The sequence below is a fragment of the Pseudomonas cannabina genome, assembly GCF_900100365.1.
GTDB lineage: Bacteria > Pseudomonadota > Gammaproteobacteria > Pseudomonadales > Pseudomonadaceae > Aquipseudomonas > Aquipseudomonas cannabina.
This window is the reverse complement of the sequence record NZ_FNKU01000001.1, coordinates 1,109,133-1,134,008: the sequence shown is the minus strand read 5'-3', so window position 1 is coordinate 1,134,008 and position 24,876 is coordinate 1,109,133. Positions and strand designations below refer to the sequence as shown.

At 60.0% G+C, this 24,876-nt stretch carries 19 protein-coding genes and 4 pseudogenes; 14 read left to right on the top strand and 9 right to left on the bottom strand.

Annotated features, from left to right (window positions below):
- The first annotated feature begins 10 nt into the window (after window positions 1-10).
- Window positions 11-1,426, top strand: coding sequence for a lipid II flippase MurJ (locus tag BLT55_RS05375; protein ID WP_055000415.1), 1,416 nt, complete (start codon window positions 11-13; stop codon window positions 1,424-1,426).
- On the opposite strand, the gene BLT55_RS05370 is transcribed toward BLT55_RS05375, so the two are convergent.
- Window positions 1,360-2,313 carry a LysR family transcriptional regulator gene (locus BLT55_RS05370; RefSeq protein WP_055000414.1) on the bottom strand — a complete coding sequence of 318 codons (954 nt, stop codon included), beginning with the start codon at window positions 2,311-2,313 and terminating at the stop codon, window positions 1,360-1,362. The genes BLT55_RS05375 and BLT55_RS05370 overlap by 67 nt on opposite strands.
- A 137-nt stretch (window positions 2,314-2,450) precedes the next feature.
- On the opposite strand from BLT55_RS05370, the gene BLT55_RS05365 reads away from it, so the two are divergent.
- From BLT55_RS05365 to BLT55_RS05335, 6 genes are all read left to right on the top strand, one after another.
- Window positions 2,451-3,626, top strand: coding sequence for a TDT family transporter (locus BLT55_RS05365; protein WP_055000413.1), 1,176 nt, complete (start codon window positions 2,451-2,453; stop codon window positions 3,624-3,626).
- 50 nt (window positions 3,627-3,676) lie between these two features.
- The gene (locus BLT55_RS05360) at window positions 3,677-4,597 is read left to right on the top strand and encodes an EthD domain-containing protein (RefSeq protein ID WP_055000412.1); all 921 of its coding nucleotides are present in this window, start codon (window positions 3,677-3,679) and stop codon (window positions 4,595-4,597) included.
- Window positions 4,598-4,690: 93 nt separating this feature from the next.
- Complete coding sequence (locus BLT55_RS05355; RefSeq protein ID WP_054079398.1) at window positions 4,691-4,987, top strand: DUF7693 family protein; 297 nt, start codon at window positions 4,691-4,693, stop codon at window positions 4,985-4,987.
- 460 nt (window positions 4,988-5,447) lie between these two features.
- Entirely contained in the window at window positions 5,448-6,665 is a 1,218-nt protein-coding gene (locus BLT55_RS05345) for an aldose 1-epimerase family protein (RefSeq protein WP_055000326.1), read from the top strand.
- Window positions 6,666-6,832: 167 nt separating this feature from the next.
- Entirely contained in the window at window positions 6,833-7,510 is a 678-nt protein-coding gene (locus BLT55_RS05340) for a type 1 glutamine amidotransferase domain-containing protein (RefSeq protein ID WP_055000325.1), read from the top strand.
- A gap of 120 nt (window positions 7,511-7,630) precedes the next feature.
- A complete protein-coding gene (locus BLT55_RS05335) occupies window positions 7,631-7,780 on the top strand; it encodes a hypothetical protein (RefSeq protein WP_074800137.1) in 150 nt (49 codons plus the stop codon).
- A 282-nt stretch (window positions 7,781-8,062) separates the two neighbouring features.
- Here the strand turns inward: BLT55_RS05335 and BLT55_RS05325 are convergent, their stop codons facing one another.
- Complete coding sequence (locus BLT55_RS05325) at window positions 8,063-8,998, bottom strand: LysR family transcriptional regulator (protein WP_055000324.1); 936 nt, start codon at window positions 8,996-8,998, stop codon at window positions 8,063-8,065.
- A gap of 113 nt (window positions 8,999-9,111) precedes the next feature.
- Window positions 9,112-10,199: pseudogene (locus tag BLT55_RS05320) on the bottom strand (MBL fold metallo-hydrolase).
- 194 nt (window positions 10,200-10,393) lie between these two features.
- Between BLT55_RS05320 and BLT55_RS05315 the strand changes: the two are divergent.
- Complete coding sequence (locus BLT55_RS05315; protein ID WP_055000322.1) at window positions 10,394-11,008, top strand: TetR/AcrR family transcriptional regulator; 615 nt, start codon at window positions 10,394-10,396, stop codon at window positions 11,006-11,008.
- 18 nt (window positions 11,009-11,026) lie between these two features.
- Here the strand turns inward: BLT55_RS05315 and fahA are convergent, their stop codons facing one another.
- Together fahA and hmgA are read right to left on the bottom strand one after the other, a co-directional pair.
- On the bottom strand, window positions 11,027-12,322 hold the full coding sequence (fahA, locus tag BLT55_RS05310; RefSeq protein ID WP_055000321.1) for a fumarylacetoacetase: 1,296 nt from the start codon (window positions 12,320-12,322) through the stop codon (window positions 11,027-11,029).
- Window positions 12,322-13,530, bottom strand: a pseudogene (hmgA, locus tag BLT55_RS05305) (homogentisate 1,2-dioxygenase); the annotation flags it as partial. The pseudogene hmgA and the gene fahA, both read right to left, overlap by 1 nt.
- On the opposite strand from hmgA, the pseudogene BLT55_RS05300 reads away from it, so the two are divergent.
- Window positions 13,441-14,082, top strand: a pseudogene (locus BLT55_RS05300) (IclR family transcriptional regulator); the annotation flags it as partial. The pseudogenes hmgA and BLT55_RS05300 sit on opposite strands and share 90 nt — an antisense overlap.
- Window positions 14,083-14,114: 32 nt before the next feature.
- Here the strand turns inward: BLT55_RS05300 and BLT55_RS05295 are convergent.
- The 3 genes and pseudogenes from BLT55_RS05295 to BLT55_RS34670 form a co-directional block, all read right to left on the bottom strand.
- A complete protein-coding gene (locus tag BLT55_RS05295; protein WP_055000320.1) occupies window positions 14,115-15,203 on the bottom strand; it encodes a DUF3616 domain-containing protein in 1,089 nt (362 codons plus the stop codon).
- A 72-nt stretch (window positions 15,204-15,275) separates the two neighbouring features.
- A complete protein-coding gene (hppD, locus tag BLT55_RS05290; RefSeq protein ID WP_055000319.1) occupies window positions 15,276-16,367 on the bottom strand; it encodes a 4-hydroxyphenylpyruvate dioxygenase in 1,092 nt (363 codons plus the stop codon).
- Window positions 16,368-16,666: 299 nt separating this feature from the next.
- A pseudogene (locus tag BLT55_RS34670) lies at window positions 16,667-16,793 on the bottom strand (glutathione S-transferase N-terminal domain-containing protein); the annotation flags it as partial.
- A gap of 137 nt (window positions 16,794-16,930) precedes the next feature.
- On the opposite strand from BLT55_RS34670, the gene glcD reads away from it, so the two are divergent.
- From glcD to BLT55_RS05260, 5 genes are all read left to right on the top strand, one after another.
- Entirely contained in the window at window positions 16,931-18,430 is a 1,500-nt protein-coding gene (gene glcD, locus BLT55_RS05280) for a glycolate oxidase subunit GlcD (protein WP_055000317.1), read from the top strand.
- Complete coding sequence (glcE, locus tag BLT55_RS05275) at window positions 18,430-19,488, top strand: glycolate oxidase subunit GlcE (protein WP_055000316.1); 1,059 nt, start codon at window positions 18,430-18,432, stop codon at window positions 19,486-19,488. Before glcD ends, glcE begins: the two co-directional genes overlap by 1 nt.
- A 3-nt stretch (window positions 19,489-19,491) precedes the next feature.
- Window positions 19,492-20,724 carry a glycolate oxidase subunit GlcF gene (glcF, locus tag BLT55_RS05270; RefSeq protein WP_055000315.1) on the top strand — a complete coding sequence of 411 codons (1,233 nt, stop codon included), beginning with the start codon at window positions 19,492-19,494 and terminating at the stop codon, window positions 20,722-20,724.
- Between the two features lie 36 nt (window positions 20,725-20,760).
- A complete protein-coding gene (locus BLT55_RS05265; protein ID WP_055000314.1) occupies window positions 20,761-21,168 on the top strand; it encodes a heme-binding protein in 408 nt (135 codons plus the stop codon).
- Window positions 21,169-21,296: 128 nt separating this feature from the next.
- Window positions 21,297-23,483, top strand: a complete 2,187-nt coding sequence (locus BLT55_RS05260; protein ID WP_055000313.1) for a malate synthase G — start codon at window positions 21,297-21,299, stop codon at window positions 23,481-23,483.
- Between the two features lie 119 nt (window positions 23,484-23,602).
- Here BLT55_RS05260 and BLT55_RS05255 read toward each other — a convergent pair whose 3' ends face one another.
- Window positions 23,603-24,811, bottom strand: a complete 1,209-nt coding sequence (locus BLT55_RS05255; RefSeq protein ID WP_055000312.1) for an acetate and sugar kinases/Hsc70/actin family protein — start codon at window positions 24,809-24,811, stop codon at window positions 23,603-23,605.
- Window positions 24,812-24,876 lie beyond the last annotated feature (65 nt).

The window sequence follows — 24,876 nt, the reverse complement described above, 5'->3', positions numbered from 1 at the left end:
GGCGCGCGCGATGCTCGGTTCGACACTTTGGCTGACGCTGGCCACCCTCACCGGCCTGGCCGCCGGATTTGCCCGTGAATGGCTGCTGGTAGCGGCCTGGGGTGCGGGCAGCCAGAGCGATGCCTTTCTGGTCTCGATGTTTTTGCCTGAAGCGCTGCGCATGTCGCTGGCGGCGGGCCTGCTCAGCGCTGCCGCCTTACCGCTTTATCAGCAGCGCTCTGCGGACCGGCAACAACGCTGGCTGGGCGGCATGGCCCCGCGCCTGATGCTGGTCGGGGTGGCGTTAAGTCTGTTACTGGCAATCGGCGCAGACGGACTGGTGCGCCTGATCGGCCCGGGGCTCGACGCCGATGGCTATGCGCAGTCGGCCAGCGGTTTGCGCTGGCTGGCCTGGAGCGCGCCGGGTTTCCTGCTGCATGCGCTGTTCTGCGTGCCACTTCAGGCCCGTTCACGGTTTGTGCTGGCCGGGCTTGGCTCTTTGCTGTTCAACCTGCCGCCGGTGATCTACCTCGCTGTATTCGGCCACGCGTCCACCTCCACCGGCCTGGCCAGCGCCTGTGTGCTGGGCAGCGCGTTGATGCCGGGCATGTTGTTGCCCGCTGTGTACCGTTCGGGCTGGCGTCCATGGCAATGGCAGTCGGAAGCCGGTGCAGTGCGCGAACTGTTGCAGCGCATCGGGCCTTTGTTAAGCAGCAATCTGGCCAGTCAGGGCCTGGCCTTGCTGGAGCGCATGATCGCCTCGCTGCTCGGTGAAGGCGCGGTGACCTGGGTCAATCTGGCGCGCAAGCTGATCAACCTGCCACTGATCGCCCTGATGAGCCTGAACCAGGTGCTGCTCGGGCTAATGAGCGGCAGCGCAGGCGACCAGCGCCTGTCGCTGCTGAGACGCGGGTTGGGCAGCGCTACCTTGCTGACCTTGCCGGCCGTCGCCGGTCTGATCGGCGCGGCGGGCGCACTGGTCACTCTGCTGCTGCCCGGCCAGACCCATGGCGGCCCGTTGCCGGGACTGCTGGCCTGGTTCGCCGTGCCGCTGATGTTCGGCGCGTGGAACGCGCTGCTGGCGCGCTATGCCTACGCCGCCGGTGACACGCGCCTGCCGCTCAATTGCGAGCTGATCGGCAGCCTGTGCAATGCGGTATTGCTCGGCACCTTGCCTTTTGTGTTCGGTCTGACCGGCATTGCCATTGCAGCGCTGGGCGGCGCGCTGGTGACCGGTCTGCTGTTGATGCGTCGTCAGGCATTGTTGCGCGCCTTGCCGTGGCGCAGTCACTGGCTGCTGGCCAGCCTGTTGATGGTGATCGCCGCCCTGCTGCTGCATCCGCTGCAAAATACCTGGCTGCAACTGGGGCTGAGCTGCGCTTACGGCGCAGCGCTGCTGGTCGGGCTGGCGCTGTGGCTCAAGCCGTGGCGCAACGTGGTCGTCTGATCGGCGGCCTGGCGACAGGCTTCCCGGAACCTCTCCAGGCTTGGGGAAATGAACTTGTCGCGATGCCGGATCATGAAAAAGCGTCGGTTCAGCGGCGGCAACGGGCTGGCAAGCGTCTGCAGCTGCCCGCTCGCCAGCAGGTCAGCCACCACCCGACGGGACAGGCAACTGATGCCGATGCCCTGCGCCAGGGTGCGTTTTATCGCTTCGGAACTGCCGATCTGACGCATATCTTTCAGGTCATGCAAGTGCCTGAGCAGCAAGTGCTCGACCTCCTCGCGAGTGCCCGACCCAGGCTCGCGCAGTAGCCATTCGGCGCTCTGCAACTCGCCCAGCGACACCTGTTTCTGACGGGCCAGCGGATGGCTGCTGCCCGCCACAATCAGCATCTCATCGACCCGCCACGGCTCGGCGATCAGTTCCGGAAGATGGCATGGTGCTTCGATCAGCCCCATGTCGATCTCGAACCGGGCGACCTTGTGAGCGATCAGCGCGCTGTTGCCGATGTCCACGTCCACCCGCAGCAACGGTGCCGAGGCACGCAGTGCACCGACAATCGCCGGCAAGTCGTAATTGCCGATGGTGCTGCTACTGCCAATGCGCAAGCGCGCATTCAAGGCGGCGTCGGGCAACAAAAAGCTGTCTTCGATCTGCTGGGCGTTCTCCAGCATCTGCATGGCGCGGGGCAATAACATCTGGCCACTGTCATTGAGCAGCAGGCGCTTGCCCACCCGGTCGAACAGGCGGATGCCCAACGCGCTTTCCAGCTCGTTCAGCGCCGCACTGGTTGCCGATTGAGACAGCGCCAGCGCATTGCCCGCGCGGGTGGTGCTGCCGAAGCGGGTGATCGCGCAAAAAATCTGCAACTGACGCAGGTTAAGCCTCAAGACCGAACTCCACTTTATCTAGCTGAAAGCAAATAACCTGAAAATCAGGTAACGACGACCGAGATTACCCGTTTAGAGAATTCATTGTCGATCCTTAAACTGCGCACAGCTTCCACCGCCGCCCGCAGGAGAACTTCATGAGCAGTTTTGTCACTGCCATCACCCGCAATGCGCCCTTCGCCGAGCTGGCAAGCCCGCGCGAAGCTATCCGCCAATTCACTCCCAACTGGTTTGCCGTCACCATGGGCACCGGCATCCTGTCGCTGGCTCTGGCGCAACTGCCGGGGAATCTGGCCGTGTTGCGTGCAGCAGGTGAAGCGTTGTGGTTTTTGAATATCGGCCTGTTCGTCCTGTTCAGCGTGATGTACGCCAGCCGCTGGCTGATGTTCTTTGACGAAGCCCGGCAGGTCTTTGGCCATTCCACGGTCTCGATGTTCTTCGGCACCATTCCCATGGGGCTGGCGACCCTTATCAGCGGTCTGCTGGTGTACGGACCCGCGCGCTGGGGCAATGCAATCGTGCCGCTTGCCGAGGCCTTGTGGTGGCTGGATGTGGCGATGGCCATGGCCTGTGGGGTGTTGATCCCGTTCATGATGTTCACCCGCCAGGAACACAGCATCGAGAAGATGACCGCTGTGTGGCTGTTGCCCGTGGTCGCAGCGGAAGTCGCCGCCGCTTGCGGGGGATCGCTGACAGCGCATCTGGCCGACGCGGATTCGCAGTTCACCGTGCTGATCACCAGTTATGTGCTGTGGGCCTATTCGGTGCCCGTCGCGTTGAGCATTCTGGTCATCCTGCTGTTGCGTCTGGCGCTGCACAAACTGCCCCACGAGAGCATGGCGGCGTCGAGCTGGCTGGCACTCGGGCCGATCGGCACCGGCGCGCTGGGCATGCTGGTCATGGGCAGCGAAGCCCCGGCGATCTTTGCCGCGCATGGGCTGGCGTCGGTCGGCACGGTGGCCGCAGGCATCGGTGTGATGGTCGGCACGCTGTTCTGGGGCCTGGGTCTGTGGTGGATGGCGCTGGCGGTGCTGATCACGGCGCGTTATTTCAGGCAGGGTCTGAAATTCAATCTGGGCTGGTGGGCGTTCACCTTTCCGCTGGGCGTATATGCGCTGGCAACCCTAAAGCTTGGCGCGACCTTGCAACTGGGCTTTTTCGACCTCTTCGGCATGGGGCTGGTCGCGCTGCTGGCGGTGATGTGGTCAATCGTATCGGTGCATACCCTGGCAGGTGCCTGGCGGGGCAATTTGTTCGTCTCGCCATGCATTGCAGCAGGCGCCTGTGCCGGTGGGTCAATCTCCTTGAACTAACTTCAAGGCCAGGGCGCCTGAGATAGACACCTTCCGGACAGAGAGTATTCATGCATACCTCAGCACTTGCAGACAATCACGGCGACCGTGACCAGAACATCGTCATCAATTCTTACACCACGGTACTGCGCAGAAATGGCGTGCCGCACGAGCTGTTCGCCACGTACTGGCGCGACGTCCACGGCCCGTTGTGCGCGCGGCTTCCGGGCCTGGGCTGGTATGTCCAGCATCACCTGACGCGTGAGAAGGACGCTCATCAGTGGCCGGTCATCGAGGGCGTCGAGCCGCTGCCGGGTTACGTGCTGGATGGCGGCGTGGAAATCGGTTTTCTGTCTGCCGCAGACCAGAAGCAGTTCAAGGAGGCCAGTTCGCTGCTGTTTTCAGACGAGCAGAACATGTTCGAAGAAACCATCGCCTACGACGTCCTCGATGGTTCGAATACGCTGGTAGATCGCCTGCCCGATCCGATTCCCAATGATGCGGCCGTGCAGGACAAGATGCACCTGCACTTCCACCTCGCCAGCGATAACCTGCCGACCGCACGCGAAGCCGTGGCAAAGCTCGCTCGCGACATGGCCGCGTCCGATGCCGTTATCAAGCTGCGCCTGCACCTTGCGCAGCCCTACGACAATGCGCAGCCAGCACCGCCTGCGCCGGATGTGAACCACCAAATCGAAGCGTCCCGTCTGCACATTGTGATGATGGAGCTGGTCTTTGAATCGGCCTGGACGCGCAGAACCTTTTACGCCAGCGAGCACTTCAAGACGATCACCAAGGGCCTCAGTGGGCATGTGCGTCATGTGACGCCGTTCGGTGTCAGCGGTGTTTACACGTATGTCCGCGACGCGATCATGACCACTGCCGGGGTGCGTGGCAGTCGGCAGGCCGAGTTGATTCGTCAGTTAGGCGCCATCAATCAGACCCGGCCCGAGATCGTCAGCCTGTTTGGTGCAGGGTCGCCGATGCTTTGAAAGAAGTTTGCTTAGGTTAACTGTTTCATCAGTGTTATTCGGCATGATCCGAAATCGTGCTTTACTCTGGGCTAATGAGATTGGGTGAAGCCGATGAGAGCGTTGACCACGCGTGAGGTGTACCAGCAACTGCGAGATGCCGCGATGGGTACGCGGTCGTTGCGGCTTGTCGGCCTTTCTTCGGAGGATGGGTTGCTGAAGGTCGATATCGACGGCTGGCTGTTGACGCTGGAGGTGACGCATAGCAGCCCGAGCCGCTGTCGCTATTGTCGTTGTCCGGAGGGTCGGGAGGGTTCGTTCGAAAGCTGGCTGCGCACTGATCCGGTCAGTTTGCTGAGTGCCTGGGAGCATGCGCAGATTGAGCGGTTGCTGGGTGAGGCGGGAGAGTGAACTCTGTGGCACGAGTTATGACTGTCGTGCCGCGGCTCTGAAGTGATTCGAAGAACTGACTATCGTGCCGATGCTCCGCGTCGGCATGCCTTTCGTGACGCTCTGCGTCACACGGCGGTTCTGCGAGGTCAGTTAGATATGTTTACGACTCAAAGCACCTTTTCGCCCCTCGGCGACCTACTTTGATGGGGCCAAAGTAGGCAAACCCCTTGGCTCCGTTTCCGGCCCGACTTCGTCGGGTTCCTTCGCCCTGAAGCTGATCCGAGGGTCGTCAGTGCCATCGTGGTTGAAAAGCACATCAAAAGCATTTCTGTAGATGCATACCGGCACATACTCTGAAATACCACTCCACAGCCGCTACCATTTTGGCTAGACTCAATCGATTGCTGAATCGTTTAACTGTTCGACGAACGAGTTCCGCAAAAATCATAATTCCAATAATTTCAGAAGGACCACCGCCATGAAATCCCTTCCCCTGCTCGTAGGCCTCGGTGCGTTGACTGCCGCTTCCAGTGTTTTTGCCTGGGATTATGTGCTGCTCGACACGGACAAGGCTGCGCAGAATCAGCAGATCACCAGTCAGCAATTGGGTGTCAAGACTGACAAGCCGTTCACCATCACGATGCGTACGTTGCACGGCGGGCGGCAGGAAGGTGTGAGCATCATCGATATCGACAACGGTACGATGAAGCTGTCGGTGGTGCCGACGCGTGGCATGAATGTGTTGCAGGCGTCGGTTGGCGATGTGCGCATGGGGTGGGATTCGCCGGTCAAGGATGTGGTCAATCCGGCCTTCATCGAGCTCAACGGGCGTGGCGGGTTGGGCTGGCTGGAGGGTTTCAATGAACTGGTGACCCGCTGCGGCTATGAATGGGTCGGCCATCCGGGCATGGATAACGGCGAGTTGCTGACCCTGCACGGTCGCGCGGCCAATATTCCGGCCAGCAAGGTGACGTTGCAGATTGACGAGAAACTGCCTTACGCGATTCGCCTCAAGGGTGAGCTGAAAGAGCAGGCGTTCAAGAAAGTCGATTTCTCGGTACAGACCGAGCTGGTCACCGAACCGGGCAGCACGAGTTTCTCGCTCAACGACACGCTGACCAACAACGGCGACTATCCGAAGGAATATCAGGCGCTGTACCACAGCAATTTCAGCACGCCGTTCCTGGAACAAGGCGCGCGCTTCGAGGCACCGGTCAAGCAGGTATCGCCGTTCAACGAGAAGGCCAAGGGTGATCTGGGTGACTGGCAGACCTATCGCGCACCGACGCCGGACTATGACGAAACGGTCTACAACGTCGTGCCCTATGGCGATGCCAAGGGTGACACGCTGACGGTGCTGCACAACAAGGCAGGCAGCCTGGGCGTAGCCGTGGGTTTCAACACCAAACAATTGCCGGTGTTCTCGCTGTGGAAAAACACCGACACCGAAGGTCAAGGCTACGTGACCGGGCTGGAACCCGGCACCAGTTTTTCCTATAACCGCCGCTTCCAGCGCCCGTTGAATCTGGTGCCGACCATTGCACCCAAGGAGCAACGCCAGTTCCAGATCAGCTACAGCTTGCTGGCTGACAAAGGTGCAGTCGAGAAGGCACTTGGACAGATCAAGACGATCCAGGACGGGCGCAAAACCGAAGTCCGCAAAGAGCCGCTGGTGGACCTGACCAAGGAACAATGATCGGCGCCTGAAGCTGCTCAGCGCTGCTCATCAAAACAAGGCCGGATTTTGACGCGAACCGCTGCGTCGATATCCGGCCTTGTTCGTTCAGGCAGTGAAAAATTCTCACAACACTTGAGATTTTCGCTTGTCTACACCCTCTCAACCCTTCAAAAACGAGCATGAATATGAAAATCCTGATGGTTTTGACGTCCCATGACCAACTGGGCGACACCGGCAAGAAAACCGGTTTCTGGCTCGAAGAGTTTGCCGCACCGTACTACGTGTTCAAGGACGCGAACGCAGAGGTCACGCTGGTTTCGCCCAAAGGCGGCCAACCGCCGCTGGACCCGAAAAGCGACGAGCCTGATGCTCAGACCGCTGAAACCGAGCGTTTCGCCAAAGATGCTGATGCTCAGAAAGTGCTGGCCAATACGGAGCTTCTCTCTGAGGTCAACGCCGCCGATTTCGACGCAGTGTTCTATCCGGGCGGTCACGGCCCGCTGTGGGACCTGGCTGAAGACCCGCACTCCATTGCGCTGATCGAAGCATTCGCCAAGGCTGACAAGCCGCATGGTCTGGTGTGCCACGCACCCGGCGTTCTGCGTAAAGTCAAAGCGCAAAATGGCGAACCGCTGGTCAAGGGCCGTCGCGTTACCGGCTTTACCAACACCGAAGAAGAAGCAGTTGGCCTGACCGAGGTCGTACCGTTTCTGGTCGAAGATGTCCTCAAGGAACTGGGTGGTGACTACTCCAAAGGTGACGACTGGAGCGTTCACGTGCTGACCGATGGCAAGCTGGTCACCGGACAGAACCCGGCCAGCTCTGCACAGGCAGCCAAAGACGTGTTGACCCTGCTGGGCTGAGGCGTTTTTGCGCGGTTCGGTGCCTGGAGTGACCACACCGGACCGCGCGTCATATAAATCGAATCATGCTGAGCGCCCACAGCCCAATATCCAGATAGCCCAACCTTCTGGAGAACAGTCATGAAAGATGAATCCACACGCGAAGACCTCGACCACAAGCCGGAAAACGCTGGCAAAGTGGGCGAGAAAAACAAAGAACTCAATCAACAAGGTGAACAGGCGCGGCCTGCGACCTCACCTGATCCGCAGAAAGACAAATCTGGTCGTTGAACGCTGGTTGCTATGCATAAGTTCTGAAGCGTTCAAAGAACGGGCTTCTGCCCGGAGGGCGTGGGAGATTCAGGAGGTTACGACGGCTGCGATGGGCTGCGAAGCGGCCCCAAGGCAGACCACCTCGGCTGTGTCTGATACACCGAGGTGGATGATTTTGCTGTCGGTTCCCGGCAGTTCGCGGACAAGTCCGCTCCCACAAAGTGGACTGCCCCCTGTTCCTCAGTACATTCAGGCAATTCGCGGACAAGCGAAGCGTCGCCCGTCTGCTCACACAATTGCTCAAAGCAATCCGCGTTCGGCACAGACTTTCACGATTTGCTCGCGTAACCAGCCGTTGGCCTCCTCCTGATCAGCCTGGGCACTCCAGACCATGTCCAGACTGAAACCGGTCAGGTCAGGCGGCAGTTCGAAAACCGAAACCCATGGTTCGTTACCCAGTAAGGTCTGGATGCGCCGTGGCAATACCAGGATAAAATCCGTGCCTTCCAGCAATTGCAGCGCCTCATGGTAACTGTTGGCGCGGGCGACGATTTCGCGCTCCAGCCCCTGCCGCTGCAACCAGCCTTCGACCATGTTGCTGTCGGAAATCCACGGTCTGGGGTACACATGGCGTCGTTCGACGAAGGTTGCCGTGTCGAGCAGCGCACTCTGCGGCGCGAACCGTGTGTCCATGACACCCACCAGGTCATCTTCCAACAGTACGAGCGACAGCAGACTTTCGGGCACTTGGTGGAAGCCTGGACCGAGGCACAGGACAAGATCGACGCGACCGTCATTAAGCTGCTCGATCGGCAGTTGTCTGTCCAGCGTCTGCGCGTTGACCGTAACCGAGAAGCCCGCCGCCACGAAATCGCGCATCAGGTGCGGTAACACCAGCAGCTCGAAATACTCGGGTGCGCAGACGTTGAAGGTGGTCTGCCGACGGGTCGGGTCGAACAGCTTCAGGCCGTCATGACACAGATTGACGGTGCGCAGGATCTGCCGCACGTGATCGAGCATGGCCAGTGCCTTGCGGGTCGGGCGCATGCCGTTGCGGGTGCTGATGAACAGGTCATCTTCGAAGTTGGCGCGCAGCTTCTTCAGGCAGTAACTGACCGTCGACTGGCTGACCTGCAACGCCTCGGCGACCAGGGTCAGATTGCGCTGCTCATACACCGAAACAAAGACCATCAGGTCCTGCATGTCCAGCTTTCGCAAGGCATTACTGTTAAGCATGAGGCATCTCGCTGGCGCTGCGATCGGAGGATCAGGTCTGCACGAGCAAGATAGCATCAAAAGGCAATCAGACTGCCCTTTCGCGAAACCGGTCCAGCCTTTCGACAGTGTCTTCAGGCATTTTGCCGACGGCAACTGCAAGACCTGGCCGTGTCGACGCGTCCTGCGTCGGGCTCGACGACCTCATCGACACCCAGCCACCAAGTCATGCCGCGACACGGAAACTGCACATAGAACGGCTGGCCCATCATCGGCGTGGTGATCGATACGTTCTGCTCCCAGGCCAGTGCCAGAATCCGGTCGAACGGCTCGTGCCAGGCATGCATCGCCAGGTCGAACGTGCCATTGTGAATCGGCAACAACCAGCGACCGCGCAAATCCAGGTGCGCCTGCAGGGTTTCTTCAGGCTGCATGTGCACTTGAGGCCATTGCACGTTATAGGCACCGGTTTCCATGAGGGTCAGATCGAACGGCCCGTACTGCTCGCCAATGGTCTTGAAACCGTTGAAATAGCCGGTGTCGCCACTGAAAAAGATGCGTTGATCACCGTCGATCAATACCCACGACGCCCACAGTGTGCGGTTGCTGTCGAGCAATGTACGCCCGGAGAAATGCTGCGAAGGCGTGGCGACAAACTCGATGCCTTCAATCTCGGTGGACTGCCACCAGTCGAGTTGCCGGACCTTGTGCGCGGGCACGCCCCACTCGATCAGCGTGTCGCCCACGCCCAGCGGTGCCAGGAAGTGCTCGGTCTTGTCGGTCAGCGCCTTGATCGCCGTGCGGTCGAGGTGATCGTAATGATTGTGCGAAAGAATCACCCCGGTGATCGGCGGCAGGTCTTGCAGGCTGATCGGCGGCTGGTGAAAGCGCTGCGGCCCCGCCCACTGCACAGGCGACGCGCGCTCGGCGAACACCGGGTCGGTGATCCAGAAGCGGCCCCGCAGTTTGAGCAGCACTGTCGAGTGGCCGAGGCGATACACCGTGTTGTTCGGTGCCGCGAGCAATTGCTGGCGCGACAGCGGTTGCACCGGAATCTCGCCTGCCGGGCGCGTATCCTTGGGTTTGTTGAACGTCTGGTCCCAGAAAATACCGAGCGTGCGGAAAAACCCCAGCGGCTTCACAGGCGCATGATTGCGGTAGCGCCGTGCCGAGACAGGACAGGCAGTGAAGAGACATCCTTTTTCTGATGGGTCGAGGCCATGATTTGCTGACTCCTGGGGACAGGTTGAGGCTCCAGCCGTGCATACTTTGTACGTGAATCCCGTTGCGGGATGTCCGATGAAAATATGTAACAGTGTTTTACACTACACGGTGTAGTTTTAAGCTTGCATGATCCTTGGCGACAAGTAAACTGCTGAGTGTAAATTTCTCTAAACGCACGTTTGAAGCGAACCTATGACCGCACCCATGCGCCTTACCGATCAGAAACGCGAAGCCATTGTTCTGGCAGCCATTGCCGAGTTTGGTGACCGTGGCTTCGAGATTACCAGCATGGATCGCATCGCGGCGCGGGCTGAGGTTTCCAAACGGACGGTCTACAACCATTTTCCCAGCAAGGAAGAGCTGTTTGCGGAAATGCTGCAGCGTCTGTGGAACTGCGCCCCGCCGCAATCGGAAGTGATTTATCGCGCAGAAACCGGCCTGCGCGAGCAATTGCGAGACTTGTTATGGGGCAAGATGCGCAACCTCACCAACAGCAGTTTCATTGATCTGGCACGGGTCGTGGTCGGCGCCACCATTCATTCGCCCGAGCGGGCGCAGGTGTGGATGGCCCGCATCAATGAGCGCGAAGAAACCTTCAGCGCCTGGATTCGCGCTGCGCAGAAGGACGGTCGTCTGAGGCCCGTCGAACCGGGCTTCGCCGCCACGCAGATGCACGCCCTGCTCAAGTCCTTCGCATTCTGGCCGCAGGTCACGTTCAACGCGCCATTGCTGCCCCCCGCAGAGCAGGACAATGTCGTCGAATCGGCGCTGAACATGTTCCTCGGCTGGTATGAAATAACCCGCTGATACGCCACGAACGCTGGTTCAACCCAACACGGTGCCCCGGCACTCGCCGAAGCCTATCGACACCTGCCCTTGCCGATGGCAGCGCGCACGCAGGATCACCTCGTCGCCATTCTGCAGAAACGTGCGCTGCTCGCCACCCGGCAGGGTGATCATGTGTTTGCCGCCTTCGGTCATCTCCAGCAGGCTGCCAAACTGACCCGGTTGCGAGCCGGACAAGGTGCCCGTGCCGAGCAGGTCGCCCGGTTGCAGTTTGCAGCCGTTGACGCTGTGGTGCGCAACCATCTGCGCAACGGTCCAGTACATGTTCAGCGAGTTGCTCAGCCCCAGTCGATACGGCGCCATCCCCAGCGCGCTCATGCGTTCGGTGCGCAGCAGGACTTCCAGTTCGATATCCAGCGCGCCCTGTAACTGATCGTTCTGATCGAGCAGGTATGCCAGCGGCTGCGGATCGCCTTCGGGTCTCGGCGGCTGGGGGCTGCGAAACGGTTCGAGGGCTTCGGCAGTCACCACCCAGGGCGAAAGCGTGGTCGCAAAACTCTTGGACAGAAACGGCCCCAACGGCTGGTATTCCCAGGCCTGGATGTCGCGCGCCGACCAATCGTTGAGCAGGCAGAATCCGGCGATATGCTCGGCTGCGTGATCGATGCCAATGGCCTCGCCCTGCGCATTGCCGGTGCCGATCCACACGCCCAGCTCCAGTTCGTAATCCAGCCGTTTACACGGACCGAATTCAGGAATCTGCTGACCGGGCGGCAGAGTCTGCCCATCAGGCCGTTTGATCGATGTGCCGGACGGGCACAGGGTGGACGCCCGGCCGTGATACCCGATAGGCACGTACTTGTAGTTGGGCAACAGCGGGTTGTCCGGACGAAACAGTTTGCCGACGTTCAGCGCGTGGTGAATGCCGACATAGAAATCGGTGTAGTCGCCAACCCGCGCCGGCAGGTGCATGGCGCACTCGCGCATCGGCAGCAGCACATTCGTTGCCGCTTGCAGGTCTGTGCGCTGCGGGCTGTCTTCATCCAGCAATTGCAGCAGTGCCGAGCGCAGCGCCCTGCGCGCAGCAGCGCCCAGTTCAAAGAAATCGTTGAGTTGATCACGGCTCGCGACCTCGGCAGCTTCAGCGGCGGCCCCCTGAAAAAAACCACCATTTACCGCGGCATGCAGGTCGAGAATCAGATCGCCAATCGCCACACCGCCACGCGGCTCTGCGCCATTGTGACTGAACACGCCCAACGGCAGATTCTGCAATGGAAAATCGCCATGACCGTTGGCTGACGCTACCCAGCTGCGTCGATTCGAAGAGCTGCTCATCAAAGCGATTCCTTATTGAACGTCCTGGCCATGCCGTTCCAGCAGGCATCGTAATCAGTCTGCAATTGCGGGCAGTCCAGCGCGTGGCGGCTGGGGCGCAGCACTTTGCCGGTTTCGAACATGAAGGCCATGGTATTTTCGATCTTGTGCGGTTTCAGGTCGGCCGCGATGGCTTTTTCGGCCGTGACATTGTCCGGCCCATGGGCGCTCATGCAGTTGTGCAACGACGAGCCGCCGGGCATGAAGCCTTCGGCCTTGGCGTCGTAGGCGCCATCGATCAGGCCCATGAACTCGTTCATCAGGTTGCGATGAAACCACGGCGGGCGGAAGGTGTTCTCGGCCACCATCCAGCGCGGCGGGAAGATCACAAAATCGATGTTGGCCTGCCCGTGAACAACGCCTGGCGAGGTCAGCACGGTGAAAATCGATGGGTCCGGGTGATCGTAGCTGACCGTGCCGAGGGTATTGAAACGCCGCAGATCATACTTGTAAGGCACGTTGTTGCCGTGCCAGCCCACCACGTCGAAGGGTGAATGCTCCAGTTGCGTCACCCACAGTTCGCCGAGGAATTTCTGCACCAGGGGCAGCGGCTCGTCGAGCTCTTCGAAGCAGGCCACCGGGCTCAAGAAATCACGCGGGTTGGCCAGACCATTACTGCCGATCGGCCCCAGTTCCGGCAGGCGCAAGGCACAACCGTGGTTCTCGCAGAGGTAACCCCGTGCGCTGTCGTCGAGCAGTTGCACGCTGAATTTCAGGCCGCGCGGCAACACGGCTATTTCCAGCGGCTCGATGTCCAGCACGCCCAGCTCGGTGACGATTCTCAGCCGCCCTTGTTGCGGCACGATCAGCCACTCGCCATCGGCATTGAAAAAGGCTCGTTGCATCGAGGTGTTGGCTGCATAGACATACACGCTGACGCCTTCGGCCTGATCGGCCGCCGAGCTGCTGGCCAGGCAAATCAGACCATCAATGAAGTCGGTGGGCTCGGCCGGGATATCGAAAGCGTTCCAGCGCAGGCGGTTGGGATTGATCGGGCCCTGGGCATGGCCGACGATTTGCCGGTCCATGCGCTGATAGCGCGGATGCGTCGCCGAAGGTTTGATACGGTACAGCCAGGTGCGCCGGGCTTCGCTGCGCGCGACGGTAAACGCGGTGCCCGAGAATTGCTCGGCGTACAGCCCGAGCGGATGCCGTTGCGGGGAGTTCTGGCGTCGCTGGGCAAGCTGGATGTGCTGAAAGTGTCGGCCTCCTGGCTGGCCAATCTGCGCGACGAACTGAACCAGACCTGTTTTCTGGCGGTGTGGGGCAACAAAGGCCCGACCGTGGTCTATGTCGAGCCCTCGACCGGTGCAGTGACGCTGGTGACGCAAATCGGCTCGGTGCTGCCGTTGCTCAGTTCGTCGACCGGGCTGGTATTCGACAGCTTTCTGGCCGAGGGTGAAACTGCGCTGCTGCGCAAGCAGGAAACGCCGCATCTGGGTGCCGGTCAGTTACGCGAAATCGAACGCCACATCGAGCAGATCCGCAGTACTGGCGTCCACCAGATTCAGGGCATGCTGATGCCGGGTATCAACGCGGCGTCGTCTCCATTGTTTGCCGTGGGCAACAAATTGGTCGGCGTGATTACAGTGGTGGGGCCGGGGTCAGTGCTGACTGATGAGGCGCAGACCCTGGCGGCCAGGCGTCTTTTGGAGACAGCGGTGGCGATCAGTGAGCGTATGGGGGGTAGCCGTCCCGCTGGTTATCAGAAAACGAGCTGAATGCGAGGACGGCGCTCTTCGATTGCAACGGGTTAGCGCTGATCTGGCGTAAACACGTCCGCTTCTACATCCGTGTCACCACGCTTGCGACTCGGCGCGGCAGCATCGTAGACAATCAGCAGCTCATCACCGGCCTGTTCATCCGTGCCGAACAGGCACATGCCCTCGGCATGATCGACGCCTTGCCCGAAAGGCACCTCCATCACGAGCTCCAGTTGATCCGAGAAGATCACGCTCTCTTCGCCGGCAAAGCCACCGCGCCAGCGAAAGACTTTCACCGGACCGTCCAGCTCCATGGTCGGCCCCGCCAGAATCAGCAAGTCGTCGCCAGTGGTGCACAGGTCACGCACACCCAGGCCATTCAGCTCGAAGAAGTGTTTACGGTATCTGCGTCTATCTGGGCCAATCTTCTTGAGCACCAGCGTATCAGTCGAGTCTTTATTCAGTTCGGGTTCGATCTCCAGAAGGGTGGCCCAACCGCGGAGTACCGGACCACGCAACCCTAACAACAGGCGCGAGCCGATGACCGCCAGCCCTTCGATATCAAAGCCATTGTCTTTACCGGGGATGCGCAGAAAATCCTTCAGTTGATCGTCTTTTGCAATTTCCTTGATCAAGTCATTGCCGAATTCATTACCGTTCAATTGCGCGGCCGTGCGCGCATCGGTCTCCACCTTCTTGGCGAGTACATAGCTGTCGCCCTCCTGAACCACCGGGATGCGGGCTAACAAATAACGATTGCCATCCGCCTCCACCGTCGATAGCTGCTTGATATTCTTCTGCACGGGATTGTCGGCTTTGGCCTTCTTGCGCTTCAGGCTATGGGAGCCCGTCACCCAGAGGTAACCCGTGTGCTGATCATAGGCCAGCCCCTCGATATCGATCTCCGCGTCCGGCTTTGGTATGGGCAACTTCAAATATTCGATGAGTGAAAATGATCGGTGCTCATCGCATATCACCTCCTCGCCTGGCGCAGTATTTTTAACGGTCAGCCGTTCCAGGCTTGTGGTTTCATCGTTGGCGACCCAGAGCGTGGCACCCATCCGTTGAGCTGCCGAAATGCCGTCGCGCAATGAGACAAGCGCTGGATCGAAACGCAATAGCGCAGTCCGTTTAAGCATAAACATCCTCCTTTCAGGTAAAGGCGACAGAGCGCGGAACAAAAGACAGCCGGGCTAAACCTCTCGGGCCAGTCAATCCGGCGTCAGCACGCCGCGCTGGATCTGGTCGCGTTCAATGGATTCGAACAGTGCCTTGAAGTTGCCTTCGCCAAAGCCGTCGTCGCCTTTGCGCTGAATGAACTCAAAGAACACCGGCCCCATAAGGGTGGCGGAGAATATCTGCAGTAACAGCCGGCGTTCGCCGCCCTCGGACGAGCCGTCCAGCAGGATACCGCGGGATTTGAGTTCGGCTTCCGGCTCGCCGTGATCGGGCAGACGCCCCTGAAGCATTTCGTAATAGGTATCCGGCGGCGCAGTCATGAAGCGCATGCCCGTGGCTTTCAGCGCGTCCCAGGTCTTGATCAAATCATCGGTGAAGAAGGCGACGTGCTGAATGCCTTCACCGTTGAACTGCATCAGGAATTCTTCGATCTGCCCGGCGCCTTTCGACGACTCTTCGTTCAGCGGTATGCGGATCATGCCATCCGGCGCGGTCATGGCCTTGGAGGTCAGGCCGGTGTATTCGCCCTTGATGTCGAAGTAACGCAGCTCACGAAAGTTGAACAGTTTTTCGTAGAAGTTCGCCCAGTACGCCATGCGCCCGCGATACACGTTGTGGGTCAGGTGGTCGATGAATTTCAGACCTGCGCCGACGGGATGGCGGTCGACGCCTTCGATGAAATTGAAATCGATGTCATAGATCGACGTGCCTTCGCCAAACCGATCGATCAGGTACAACGGCGCGCCGCCAATGCCCTTGATGGCCGGCAAACGCAACTCCATGGGCCCTGTGGCGATTTCCAGCGGTTGCGCGCCCAGTTCCAGCGCCCGGTTGTAAGCTTTTTGAGCATCCTTGACGCGGAACGCCATGCCACACACCGAAGGCCCGTGCTCGGCGGCAAAGTACGACGCCAAGCTGTGCGGCTCGTTGTTGAGGATCAGGTTGATCGCGCCCTGGCGATACAGGGTCACGTCCTTGGAGCGGTGGTTCGCGACCTTGGTGAAGCCCATCATCTGGAACACGGGCTCAAGGCTGCTGGGGGTCGGTGAGGCGAATTCGATGAATTCAAAGCCCATCAGGCCCATCGGATTTTCGTACTTGTCAGCTTCGTAAAGATCAGCCATGACTGGCTCCTTGCAGGAAAGTGAGGGTGAATAAACGACGCAATCACTGTCCTGCGGGCGGCGCACACGGAATACCTCGCACGCTGCGAGCGAGGAAATCACCGAAAATCAGTTGCAGACCAAGAATCTTCATGAGGGCAGCCTACTCCGGCTTGTCCGATTGTGCATCAGGATGCGCTTGCTGAAAGGCCGGTGCTGCATGGCCAGGCGCTCGACCCGCTGAATGCGCGGCTACACCTCCAGCCCTGCACCGTAACGACGTGCCGCGTACAACCGAGGCAACAGGTAAACATCAGCAACACGCATCAGGTTGACCGGGATCACGGTGTGATCCAGCCCTTTCAGCGCCAGTGCAATACGCACGCGATGACTGGAGGTTGACCGGTAATAAGTGAAAAGGTCCACGGAGTCGCTTGCTGAACGCATGGGTGCTGACTGTTGTTTTTTTCATAACTCCATTACGTAATGCGTAAATTGAGCGATCTCTGCAAGGCTGTCAACTCTGGCCACGCGCTGAATGAGCTAGGATGGGTTGACCCGATAAAAATAATGCTGGGGGCCTGATGAATATTCTGTACGACGAACGCATCGATGGCGTGTTGCCTGCTGTCGACAAGCACCAGCTGCTGCATGACCTGCAGCGCCTGTTGCCCGATCTGGATATCCTGCATCGCCCCGAAGAGCTGCGGCCTTACGAATGTGACGGATTGTCGGCCTATCGCAGCACGCCGATGCTGGTGGTCTTGCCCCGCCATTTCGAAGAGCTGCAAACGTTGCTCAAGCGCTGCCATCAACGCGCTATTCCCGTGGTGGCACGCGGCGCGGGCACAGGTTTGTCAGGCGGCGCGCTGCCGCTGGAAAAAGGCGTGTTGCTGGTCATGGCGCGCTTCAACCAGATCCTCGACATCAACCCTGCGGCCCGCCTCGCACGCGTACAACCCGGCGTGCGCAACCTCGCCATTTCCCAGGCCGCCGCGCCACATAGCCTGTATTACGCGCCCGACCCGTCCTCGCAAATCGCCTGTTCCATCGGCGGCAACGTCGCGGAAAACGCCGGCGGCGTGCACTGCCTGAAATACGGGCTGACCGTGCACAACCTGCTCAAGGTCGAGATCCTGACGATTGAAGGCGAGCCCATGACACTGGGCGGCGACACGCTGGATTCGCCGGGCTTTGACTTGCTGGCATTGTTTACCGGCTCTGAAGGCATGCTCGGCATCATCACTGAAGTCACCGTCAAGCTGCTGCCTCGCCCGCAGGTGGCCAAAGTGCTGCTCGCCGCCTTCGACTCGGTCGAGAAAGCCGGGCGCGCGGTGGCCGACATCATCGCAGCAGGCATTATTCCCGGCGGGCTGGAGATGATGGACAACCTGTCGATCCGCGCGGCCGAGGACTTCATCCACGCCGGCTATCCGGTCGATGCCGAAGCCATTCTGCTGTGCGAACTCGATGGCGTCGAAGTCGACGTGCACGCCGATTGCGAACGCGTCCGCGAGGTGCTGGAACGCGCGGGTGCCACCGAGGTGCGACAGGCCAGAGACGAAGCTGAGCGCGTGCGTTTCTGGGCCGGACGCAAGAACGCTTTCCCGGCTGTCGGGCGTCTTTCGCCCGACTATTACTGCATGGACGGAACCATCCCGCGGCGCGAACTGCCAGGTGTGTTGCGCGGCATCAGCGAGCTTTCCGATCAATACGGCCTGCGCGTCGCCAATGTGTTTCATGCCGGCGATGGCAATATGCACCCGCTGATCCTGTTCGATGCCAATCAACCCGGCGAACTGGAACGTGCCGAGGCGCTGGGCGGCAGGATTCTGGAGCTGTGCGTCAAGGTCGGCGGCAGCATCACCGGGGAGCACGGGGTCGGGCGCGAAAAGATCAATCAGATGTGCGCGCAGTTCAACAGCGACGAACTGACCTTTTTTCATGCCATCAAGGCAGCGTTCGACGCCAGCGGCCTGCTCAATCCCGGCAAGAACATTCCGACCTTGCAGCGCTGCGCAGAATTCGGCGCCATGCACATCCATGCCGGTCAGTTGCCATTCCCTGAACTGGAGCGTTTCTGATGAGCACAGCAGACCGGGACGCCAGCCAGACACTGCTCGAACAGGTCAGTCAGGCACTGCACGACGGCAAACCGCTGCGCATTCAGGGCGGCAACAGCAAGGCGTTTCTCGGGCGCCCGGTCAGCGGCGAGCCACTCGACACCCGCGAGCACCGAGGCATCGTCAGTTACGATCCCACCGAACTGGTCATCACCGCCCGCGCCGGTACGCCATTGAACGAACTGATGCAGGCGCTGGACGCGGCGGGCCAGATGCTGCCGTGCGAGCCGCCCGATTTCGGCATGGCGACGCTCGGCGGCATGGTCGCTGCCGGGCTGTCAGGACCGCGCCGCCCATGGAGCGGCTCGGTACGCGATTTCGTGCTGGGCACGCGGGTGATCACCGGTCTTGGCAAGCACCTGCGCTTTGGCGGCGAAGTGATGAAAAATGTGGCGGGGTATGACGTTTCGCGGCTGCTGACAGGCAGTTTTGGCTGCCTCGGGCTATTGACCGAAGTGTCACTCAAAGTGCTGCCCAAACCCCGTCTGTGCAACAGCATCGCCCTGGAGATGGACAGCGCCCGCGCCCTCGCCCGCCTGACTGAATGGGCTCAGCAACCCATGCCGATCAGCGCTGCCAGCCACGACGGTCGGGTGCTGCGGCTGCGCCTTGAGGGCGGCGAAGGCTCGGTGGCGGCCGCGCATCAGCGACTGGGAGGTGAGCTGATCGATACCGGGTACTGGCAGCAACTGAACGAGCAGCGTCTGGCATTTTTTCAGGACCCTCGCCCGCTATGGCGTATTAGTCTGCCTGCCGACACCGGCGTGCTGAGTTTGCCCGGCGAGCAACTGATCGATTGGGGCGGCGCGCAACGCTGGCTGAAATCGGATGCCGACAGTGAAACCATTCGAACCCTGACGGCCAGCGTTGGCGGGCATGCGACCTGTTACCGCCACAACCATGTCGACAGCCCTTTTCAGCCGTTGGCCGTGCCGCTGCTGCGCTACCACCAGGCACTCAAGACCCGGCTCGACCCGCAGGGCATTTTCAACCCCGGCCGACTGTACGCGGAGCTTTGAAGCATGCAGACCACCTTGAGCGACCACGCCAGAACCCTGCCCCGCGCCGCAGAAGCCGAGCGCATCCTGCGTAGCTGCGTGCATTGCGGTTTCTGCAACGCCACCTGTCCCACGTATCAATTACTGGGCGACGAACTGGACGGCCCACGCGGCAGAATCTATCTGATCAAGCAGGTGCTGGAAGGCCACGAAGTCACCGAGAAAACCCAGTTGCACCTCGACCGCTGCCTGAGCTGTCGCAACTGCGAAACCACTTGCCCGTCCGCTGTGGATTATCACAACCTGCTGGACATCGGACGCGCTGCGGTGGATGCCCTCGTGCCACGCTCGACAAGCCAGCGAATGTTGCGCGAAGGCTTGCGCCGGGTTGTGCCCAACGCCGGGCTGTTCAAGGTGCTGATCGGGCTGGGCAACACCTTTCGCCCTCTGCTGCCGGGCAACCTGCAAGACAAGCTGCCTGCAACCACGCCCGCCGCCGGTCTGCGCCCGGTGCCACGGCACGCTCGGCGGGTGCTGCTGCTTGAAGGCTGCGTGCAGCCCGGTCTGTCGCCCAATACCAATGCAGCAACTGCGCGGGTGCTGGACCGCCTGGGCATCAGCGTCAGTCCGGTCAGTACGGCTGGCTGCTGCGGCGCGGTGGATTACCATCTGAATGCGCAGGACGCCGGCCTCGAGCGCGCGCGTCGCACGATCGAAGCCTGGTGGCCAGCCCTGGAAAACGGTGCCGAAAGTATCATCCAGACCGCCAGCGGCTGCGGGGCTTTTATAAAGGATTACGGCCATCTGTTGCGCGACGATCCGCTCTATGCCGACAAGGCCGCAGTGATCAGTGCCCGGAGCAAAGATCTGGTCGAGGTATTGCGCGACGAGCCGCTGGAAGCCCTTGGGCTGAGGACGGACACACGTCTGGCCTTTCACTGCCCGTGCACCTTGCAGCACGCACTGAAACTCGGCGGCGAGGTCGAGAGGCTTCTGCTCCGGCTGGGCTTCAACCTCACCAGCGTGCCGGACGGTCATCTATGCTGCGGCTCGGCGGGCACCTATTCCATCACGCAACCGGTGCTGGCGCGCCAGTTACGCGACAACCGCCTGAACGCGCTGGAAAGCGGTAACCCCCAGGTCATCGCCACCGCCAATATCGGCTGCCAGACCCATCTGGCAAGCGCTGGCCGAACGCCCGTGCGGCACTGGATCGAACTGATTGACGAGGCCATTGGCACTCCTGAATCGCGCTGAACTCCTATTGAATAACCCCTGCTGCGGAGAACCCTCATGAAAATCAAAGCCGTTCTGACCCAGACCGAAGTCAGCCTGATGCTCGGCGCTGCGCGTGATGAAGCCCAGACCAATGGCTGGGCAGTTTCCATCGCTGTCGTCGACGACGGCGGCCACCTGCTGGCCTTCGAGCGCCTGGACGATGCCACGCCTATCAGCAGCTACATCTCGATTGAAAAAGCCCGCACCTCGGCACTTGGCAAACGTGAGTCGAAAGGCTACGAAGAGATGGTCAACGGTGGCCGGACCGCGTTCCTCAGTGCCCCGCTGCTGACCTCGCTGGAAGGCGGCGTGCCGGTCATCGTCGACGGCCAGATCATCGGTGCAGTCGGTGTTTCCGGCGTGAAAGCCGAGCAGGATGCCCAGGTCGCCAAAGTCGGCATCGCCGCGCTGAATGCGGATTGAGGGTTCACCTTGCTCCCCCCATCCGGGAGCGACCGGGGCGGCGATCCGCCTTCTTCACGAAGACTGCCTGTCAGACGACCAAACGATGCCCACGACAGGCAGCGCGACCTCTACACGGAGCCAACTGAATGACCGATTTCGTCAAATGCCACCGCCTGAAGGTGGCCGTCAATCTGCACCGATTCATCGAAGAGGACGTATTACCCGGCACTCACCTGGACACGGAAGCATTCTGGGAAGGCTTCGATGCGCTGGTCCACGACCTGGCCCCGCACAACCGCGAACTGCTCGCCGAACGCGAGCGCTTGCAGGCCGAGCTGGACACCTGGCACAAGGCGCATCCCGGCCCGATCAGAGACATGCCCGCGTATCGCAATTTTCTGAGTGCGATCGGCTACCTGCAACCCGAGCCGCAACACGTCAGCGCCACCACCGCCAACGTCGATCTGGAAATCAGCGAGCAGGCCGGTCCGCAACTGGTGGTGCCTGCCAGCAATGCGCGCTATGCGCTGAACGCGGCGAACACGGCGAACGCGCGCTGGGGCTCGCTGTACGATGCCTTGTATGGCACCGATGTGATTTCCACCGCCAACGGCGCGGAAATCCGTGCCGGCTACAATCCGTTGCGCGGGGCCAAGGTGATCGCTTTTGCCCGCAACCTGCTCGACACCAGCGCGCCGCTTGCCAAGGGCAGTCACAACGATGCCACCGGTTATCACATCGAACACAGCGAACTGCGCATCGCCCTGGCCGATGGTTCGAACACCGTTCTGCAACAACCGGAAAAGTATGTCGGTTTCAAAGGCGAACCGGGTCAGCCAGAAGCGGTGCTGCTCAAGCATCACGGCCTGCATATCGAAATCCGGTTCGACCCGCAACACACGGTCGGCAGCACTGACCCTGCCGGAATCAAGGACCTGCTGCTGGAGTCGGCGCTCTCGACCATCATCGATTGCGAAGACTCGGTCGCCGCGGTGGATGCCGATGACAAGGTGCTGGTCTACCGCAACTGGCTGGGCCTGATGAAGGGCGATCTGACCGAAACTCTGGACAAGGGCGGCAAGCCTGTCACCCGTCGCCTCAACCCTGACCGCACCTACCACGCAGCAGCCGGCGGCGAACTGACGTTGCGCGGGCGCTCGCTGCTGTTCATTCGCAACGTGGGCCACTTGATGACCCATCCGGCCGTTGTCGATCAGGACGACAACCCGATTCCCGAAGGCATCCTTGACGGTGTCGTCACCAGCCTGATCGGTTTGCACGACCTGAGCCGCCGTGGCAACTCGCGGGCGGGCAGCATTTACATCGTCAAACCGAAAATGCACGGACCGGCCGAAGTAGCGTTTGCCGATCAATTGTTCAGCCGCATCGAAGACCTACTCAAGCTGCCGCGCAACACCTTGAAAATGGGCATTATGGACGAGGAGCGACGCACCAGCGTCAACCTCAAGGCCTGCATAGAGGCCGCGTCGGCACGGGTAGCGTTCATCAACACCGGCTTTCTCGACCGGACCGGCGATGAAATCCACAGCGCGATGCAGGCCGGGCCGGTATTGCGCAAAGGCGAGATGAAAAACGCGCCGTGGATCAAGGCGTACGAGCACAATAACGTGCGGGTCGGCCTCGCGTGCGGCCTGCGCGGTCGGGCGCAGATCGGCAAAGGCATGTGGGCGATGCCTGACCGCATGGCGGACATGCTGGAACAGAAAATTGCTCATCCCAACGCCGGCGCGACGACGGCCTGGGTGCCCTCGCCGACTGCCGCCACGCTGCACGCGCTGCATTACCATCAGGTCGATGTGCGGCAGATTCAGCAGCAGCTCGAGCAACAGGCACGAGCTGATGTCAGCGATTCGCTGCTCGACGACTTGCTGACCATCCCGGTGGTGGCCAGCCCGGCGTGGACGCGGGAGCAGATTCTCGAGGAGCTGGAAAACAACGCTCAGGGCCTGCTGGGCTATGTGGTGCGCTGGATCGAACAGGGCATAGGCTGCTCCAAAGTGCCGGACATCCATAACGTCGGCCTGATGGAGGATCGGGCAACGTTGCGCATCTCCAGCCAGCACATGGCCAACTGGCTGCTGCACGACATCGTTGGCCGGCAAGACGTGCAGAACGTGCTGGAGCGTATGGCCAAAGTGGTGGACAAACAGAACGCCGGAGATGCGCATTACCGTCCCATGGCCCGAGACTTCAAGCACTCCACGGCGTTCAAGGCCGCGTGCGCGCTGGTGTTCAAAGGCGTCGAACAGCCCTCGGGCTATACCGAACCGCTGTTGCATGAGTTCCGGCTTGCGTTCAAGGATCAGCACTGATCGTTTGCGGACATACTTGAACATCAACGGCAGGCTGCAAACCCGCCTGCCGTTGACTAATAGCACTTCGTAGAGGTCTGCGTTATCCGCTGACTGGCGCTGTGCCGTTCGGTGGCGTTTCATGGAGCTTGCTTACCCAGCAATAAAAACCCGTCGGTCCAGCGAATATCCATATTTTCAACTTTTTTCAAGGCGGTGAGCCGCCCGTTCCCCAACTGTAAGTAATCATAAAGAAGATCATAAACAAACACGCCGTTCGCACATTTATTTTCAGGCTGGTATTTGTCTTTCAGGTCATCCTGCCTGAGACTTTCTTCAATATCCGCGTAACGCTTACAAGACTGTTCAAGGGCAGACTTCAGTTTCTCTCGATCAGGAATATCGCTGTTGAAAAAATTGAGCGTGTAGTACAGCGAACTCAATCCAACGAAATCAGTTTGAGCATAGTCACTTGATTTGACAATAGGGATCAGCTTGTTGATTTCAGACTGGTAGTGGGCGGCTATAGCATCATCGTAAGCACGGTCGCACTCTGCGAAATCAAACTCGCCCGTCGTGGGCACTTTCATTACAGGCGCACCTTCTGGGTAACAACGTTGGTCCTGCAGCTTTATTTTGTTCATGGACGTCCTGGCAGCATCGGCACCCAAGCCCAGCAGGCTTTCACTCATAACTGAATAGGTTTTTCCATTCCACGTTACGGTACGGGCATTTTTACTGACGTCTGTTTCATCTGCCGATGGAGACTTGAGCGCGAAAGTGATTTGACTCGAAGCACCGCCCATTTCGATGATGCCCAACGTGTTGTCAGACGTTGCCAGCCCTTTTAAAAAGTTGAGGTGCACCCAGGCAAATATTCCCTCATCCCTGCCGTCTATCGTGCCCACTTCCCCCAACGCCCAGCCCTTGGCCAGAATCGACGTGTTCACAGCCTTATAAATAGCCTCTTGCTGACCCGCAGACAACTCGCGCATGCCAGCGGTACCCAGAACATTCACAAGAACAGTATTTTTCTCCAATGCGTATTTCTTGTCAGCGGCCAGCCTCTCCAGCGCGTCCAGCAAGGGCGCTATTAACAGGGTGCCTGAGTCGTCAGGCACACGTGCATAACTGGCCAGTGGCAGTTTGGAGTTGTATTCCACAACCGGCGTCACTGTGTCGGCGGATAACCGATAAAGAATACCGCGCGTTTTGCTGCTTCCGGCATCAACAACCACCTGCCATGTCTCTGGCTGAACATCTGCCCTGACCGTTGCAAGCGGCACGTTCAAAACAAATAACGCAACACAGACAGCTCTGAAATACCTGAACCCGAATAATAAAATCATGGACATCACTCCTTGTGAAGTTTAACGGCAGTCTGTAAAGACAGGCAATTCAAGCACCCGATAAC

What these genes read in the sequence shown, in the direction of transcription:
- BLT55_RS05355 (WP_054079398.1), top strand. Translation starts at nt 4,691, where the DNA reads ATGAGAGCGTTGACCACGCGTGAGGTGTACCAGCAACTGCGAGATGCC.
- glcD (WP_055000317.1), top strand. Translation starts at nt 16,931, where the DNA reads ATGAATATTCTGTACGACGAACGCATCGATGGCGTGTTGCCTGCTGTC.
- BLT55_RS05315 (WP_055000322.1), top strand. Translation starts at nt 10,394, where the DNA reads ATGACCGCACCCATGCGCCTTACCGATCAGAAACGCGAAGCCATTGTT.
- BLT55_RS05295 (WP_055000320.1), bottom strand. Translation starts at nt 15,203, where the DNA reads ATGCTTAAACGGACTGCGCTATTGCGTTTCGATCCAGCGCTTGTCTCA.
- BLT55_RS05345 (WP_055000326.1), top strand. Translation starts at nt 5,448, where the DNA reads ATGAAATCCCTTCCCCTGCTCGTAGGCCTCGGTGCGTTGACTGCCGCT.
- BLT55_RS05340 (WP_055000325.1), top strand. Translation starts at nt 6,833, where the DNA reads ATGAAAATCCTGATGGTTTTGACGTCCCATGACCAACTGGGCGACACC.
- BLT55_RS05365 (WP_055000413.1), top strand. Translation starts at nt 2,451, where the DNA reads ATGAGCAGTTTTGTCACTGCCATCACCCGCAATGCGCCCTTCGCCGAG.
- BLT55_RS05265 (WP_055000314.1), top strand. Translation starts at nt 20,761, where the DNA reads ATGAAAATCAAAGCCGTTCTGACCCAGACCGAAGTCAGCCTGATGCTC.
- hppD (WP_055000319.1), bottom strand. Translation starts at nt 16,367, where the DNA reads ATGGCTGATCTTTACGAAGCTGACAAGTACGAAAATCCGATGGGCCTG.
- glcF (WP_055000315.1), top strand. Translation starts at nt 19,492, where the DNA reads ATGCAGACCACCTTGAGCGACCACGCCAGAACCCTGCCCCGCGCCGCA.
- BLT55_RS05335 (WP_074800137.1), top strand. Translation starts at nt 7,631, where the DNA reads ATGAAAGATGAATCCACACGCGAAGACCTCGACCACAAGCCGGAAAAC.
- BLT55_RS05360 (WP_055000412.1), top strand. Translation starts at nt 3,677, where the DNA reads ATGCATACCTCAGCACTTGCAGACAATCACGGCGACCGTGACCAGAAC.
- BLT55_RS05325 (WP_055000324.1), bottom strand. Translation starts at nt 8,998, where the DNA reads ATGCTTAACAGTAATGCCTTGCGAAAGCTGGACATGCAGGACCTGATG.
- BLT55_RS05260 (WP_055000313.1), top strand. Translation starts at nt 21,297, where the DNA reads ATGACCGATTTCGTCAAATGCCACCGCCTGAAGGTGGCCGTCAATCTG.
- BLT55_RS05375 (WP_055000415.1), top strand. Translation starts at nt 11, where the DNA reads ATGCTCGGTTCGACACTTTGGCTGACGCTGGCCACCCTCACCGGCCTG.
- glcE (WP_055000316.1), top strand. Translation starts at nt 18,430, where the DNA reads ATGAGCACAGCAGACCGGGACGCCAGCCAGACACTGCTCGAACAGGTC.
- BLT55_RS05255 (WP_055000312.1), bottom strand. Translation starts at nt 24,811, where the DNA reads ATGATTTTATTATTCGGGTTCAGGTATTTCAGAGCTGTCTGTGTTGCG.
- fahA (WP_055000321.1), bottom strand. Translation starts at nt 12,322, where the DNA reads ATGAGCAGCTCTTCGAATCGACGCAGCTGGGTAGCGTCAGCCAACGGT.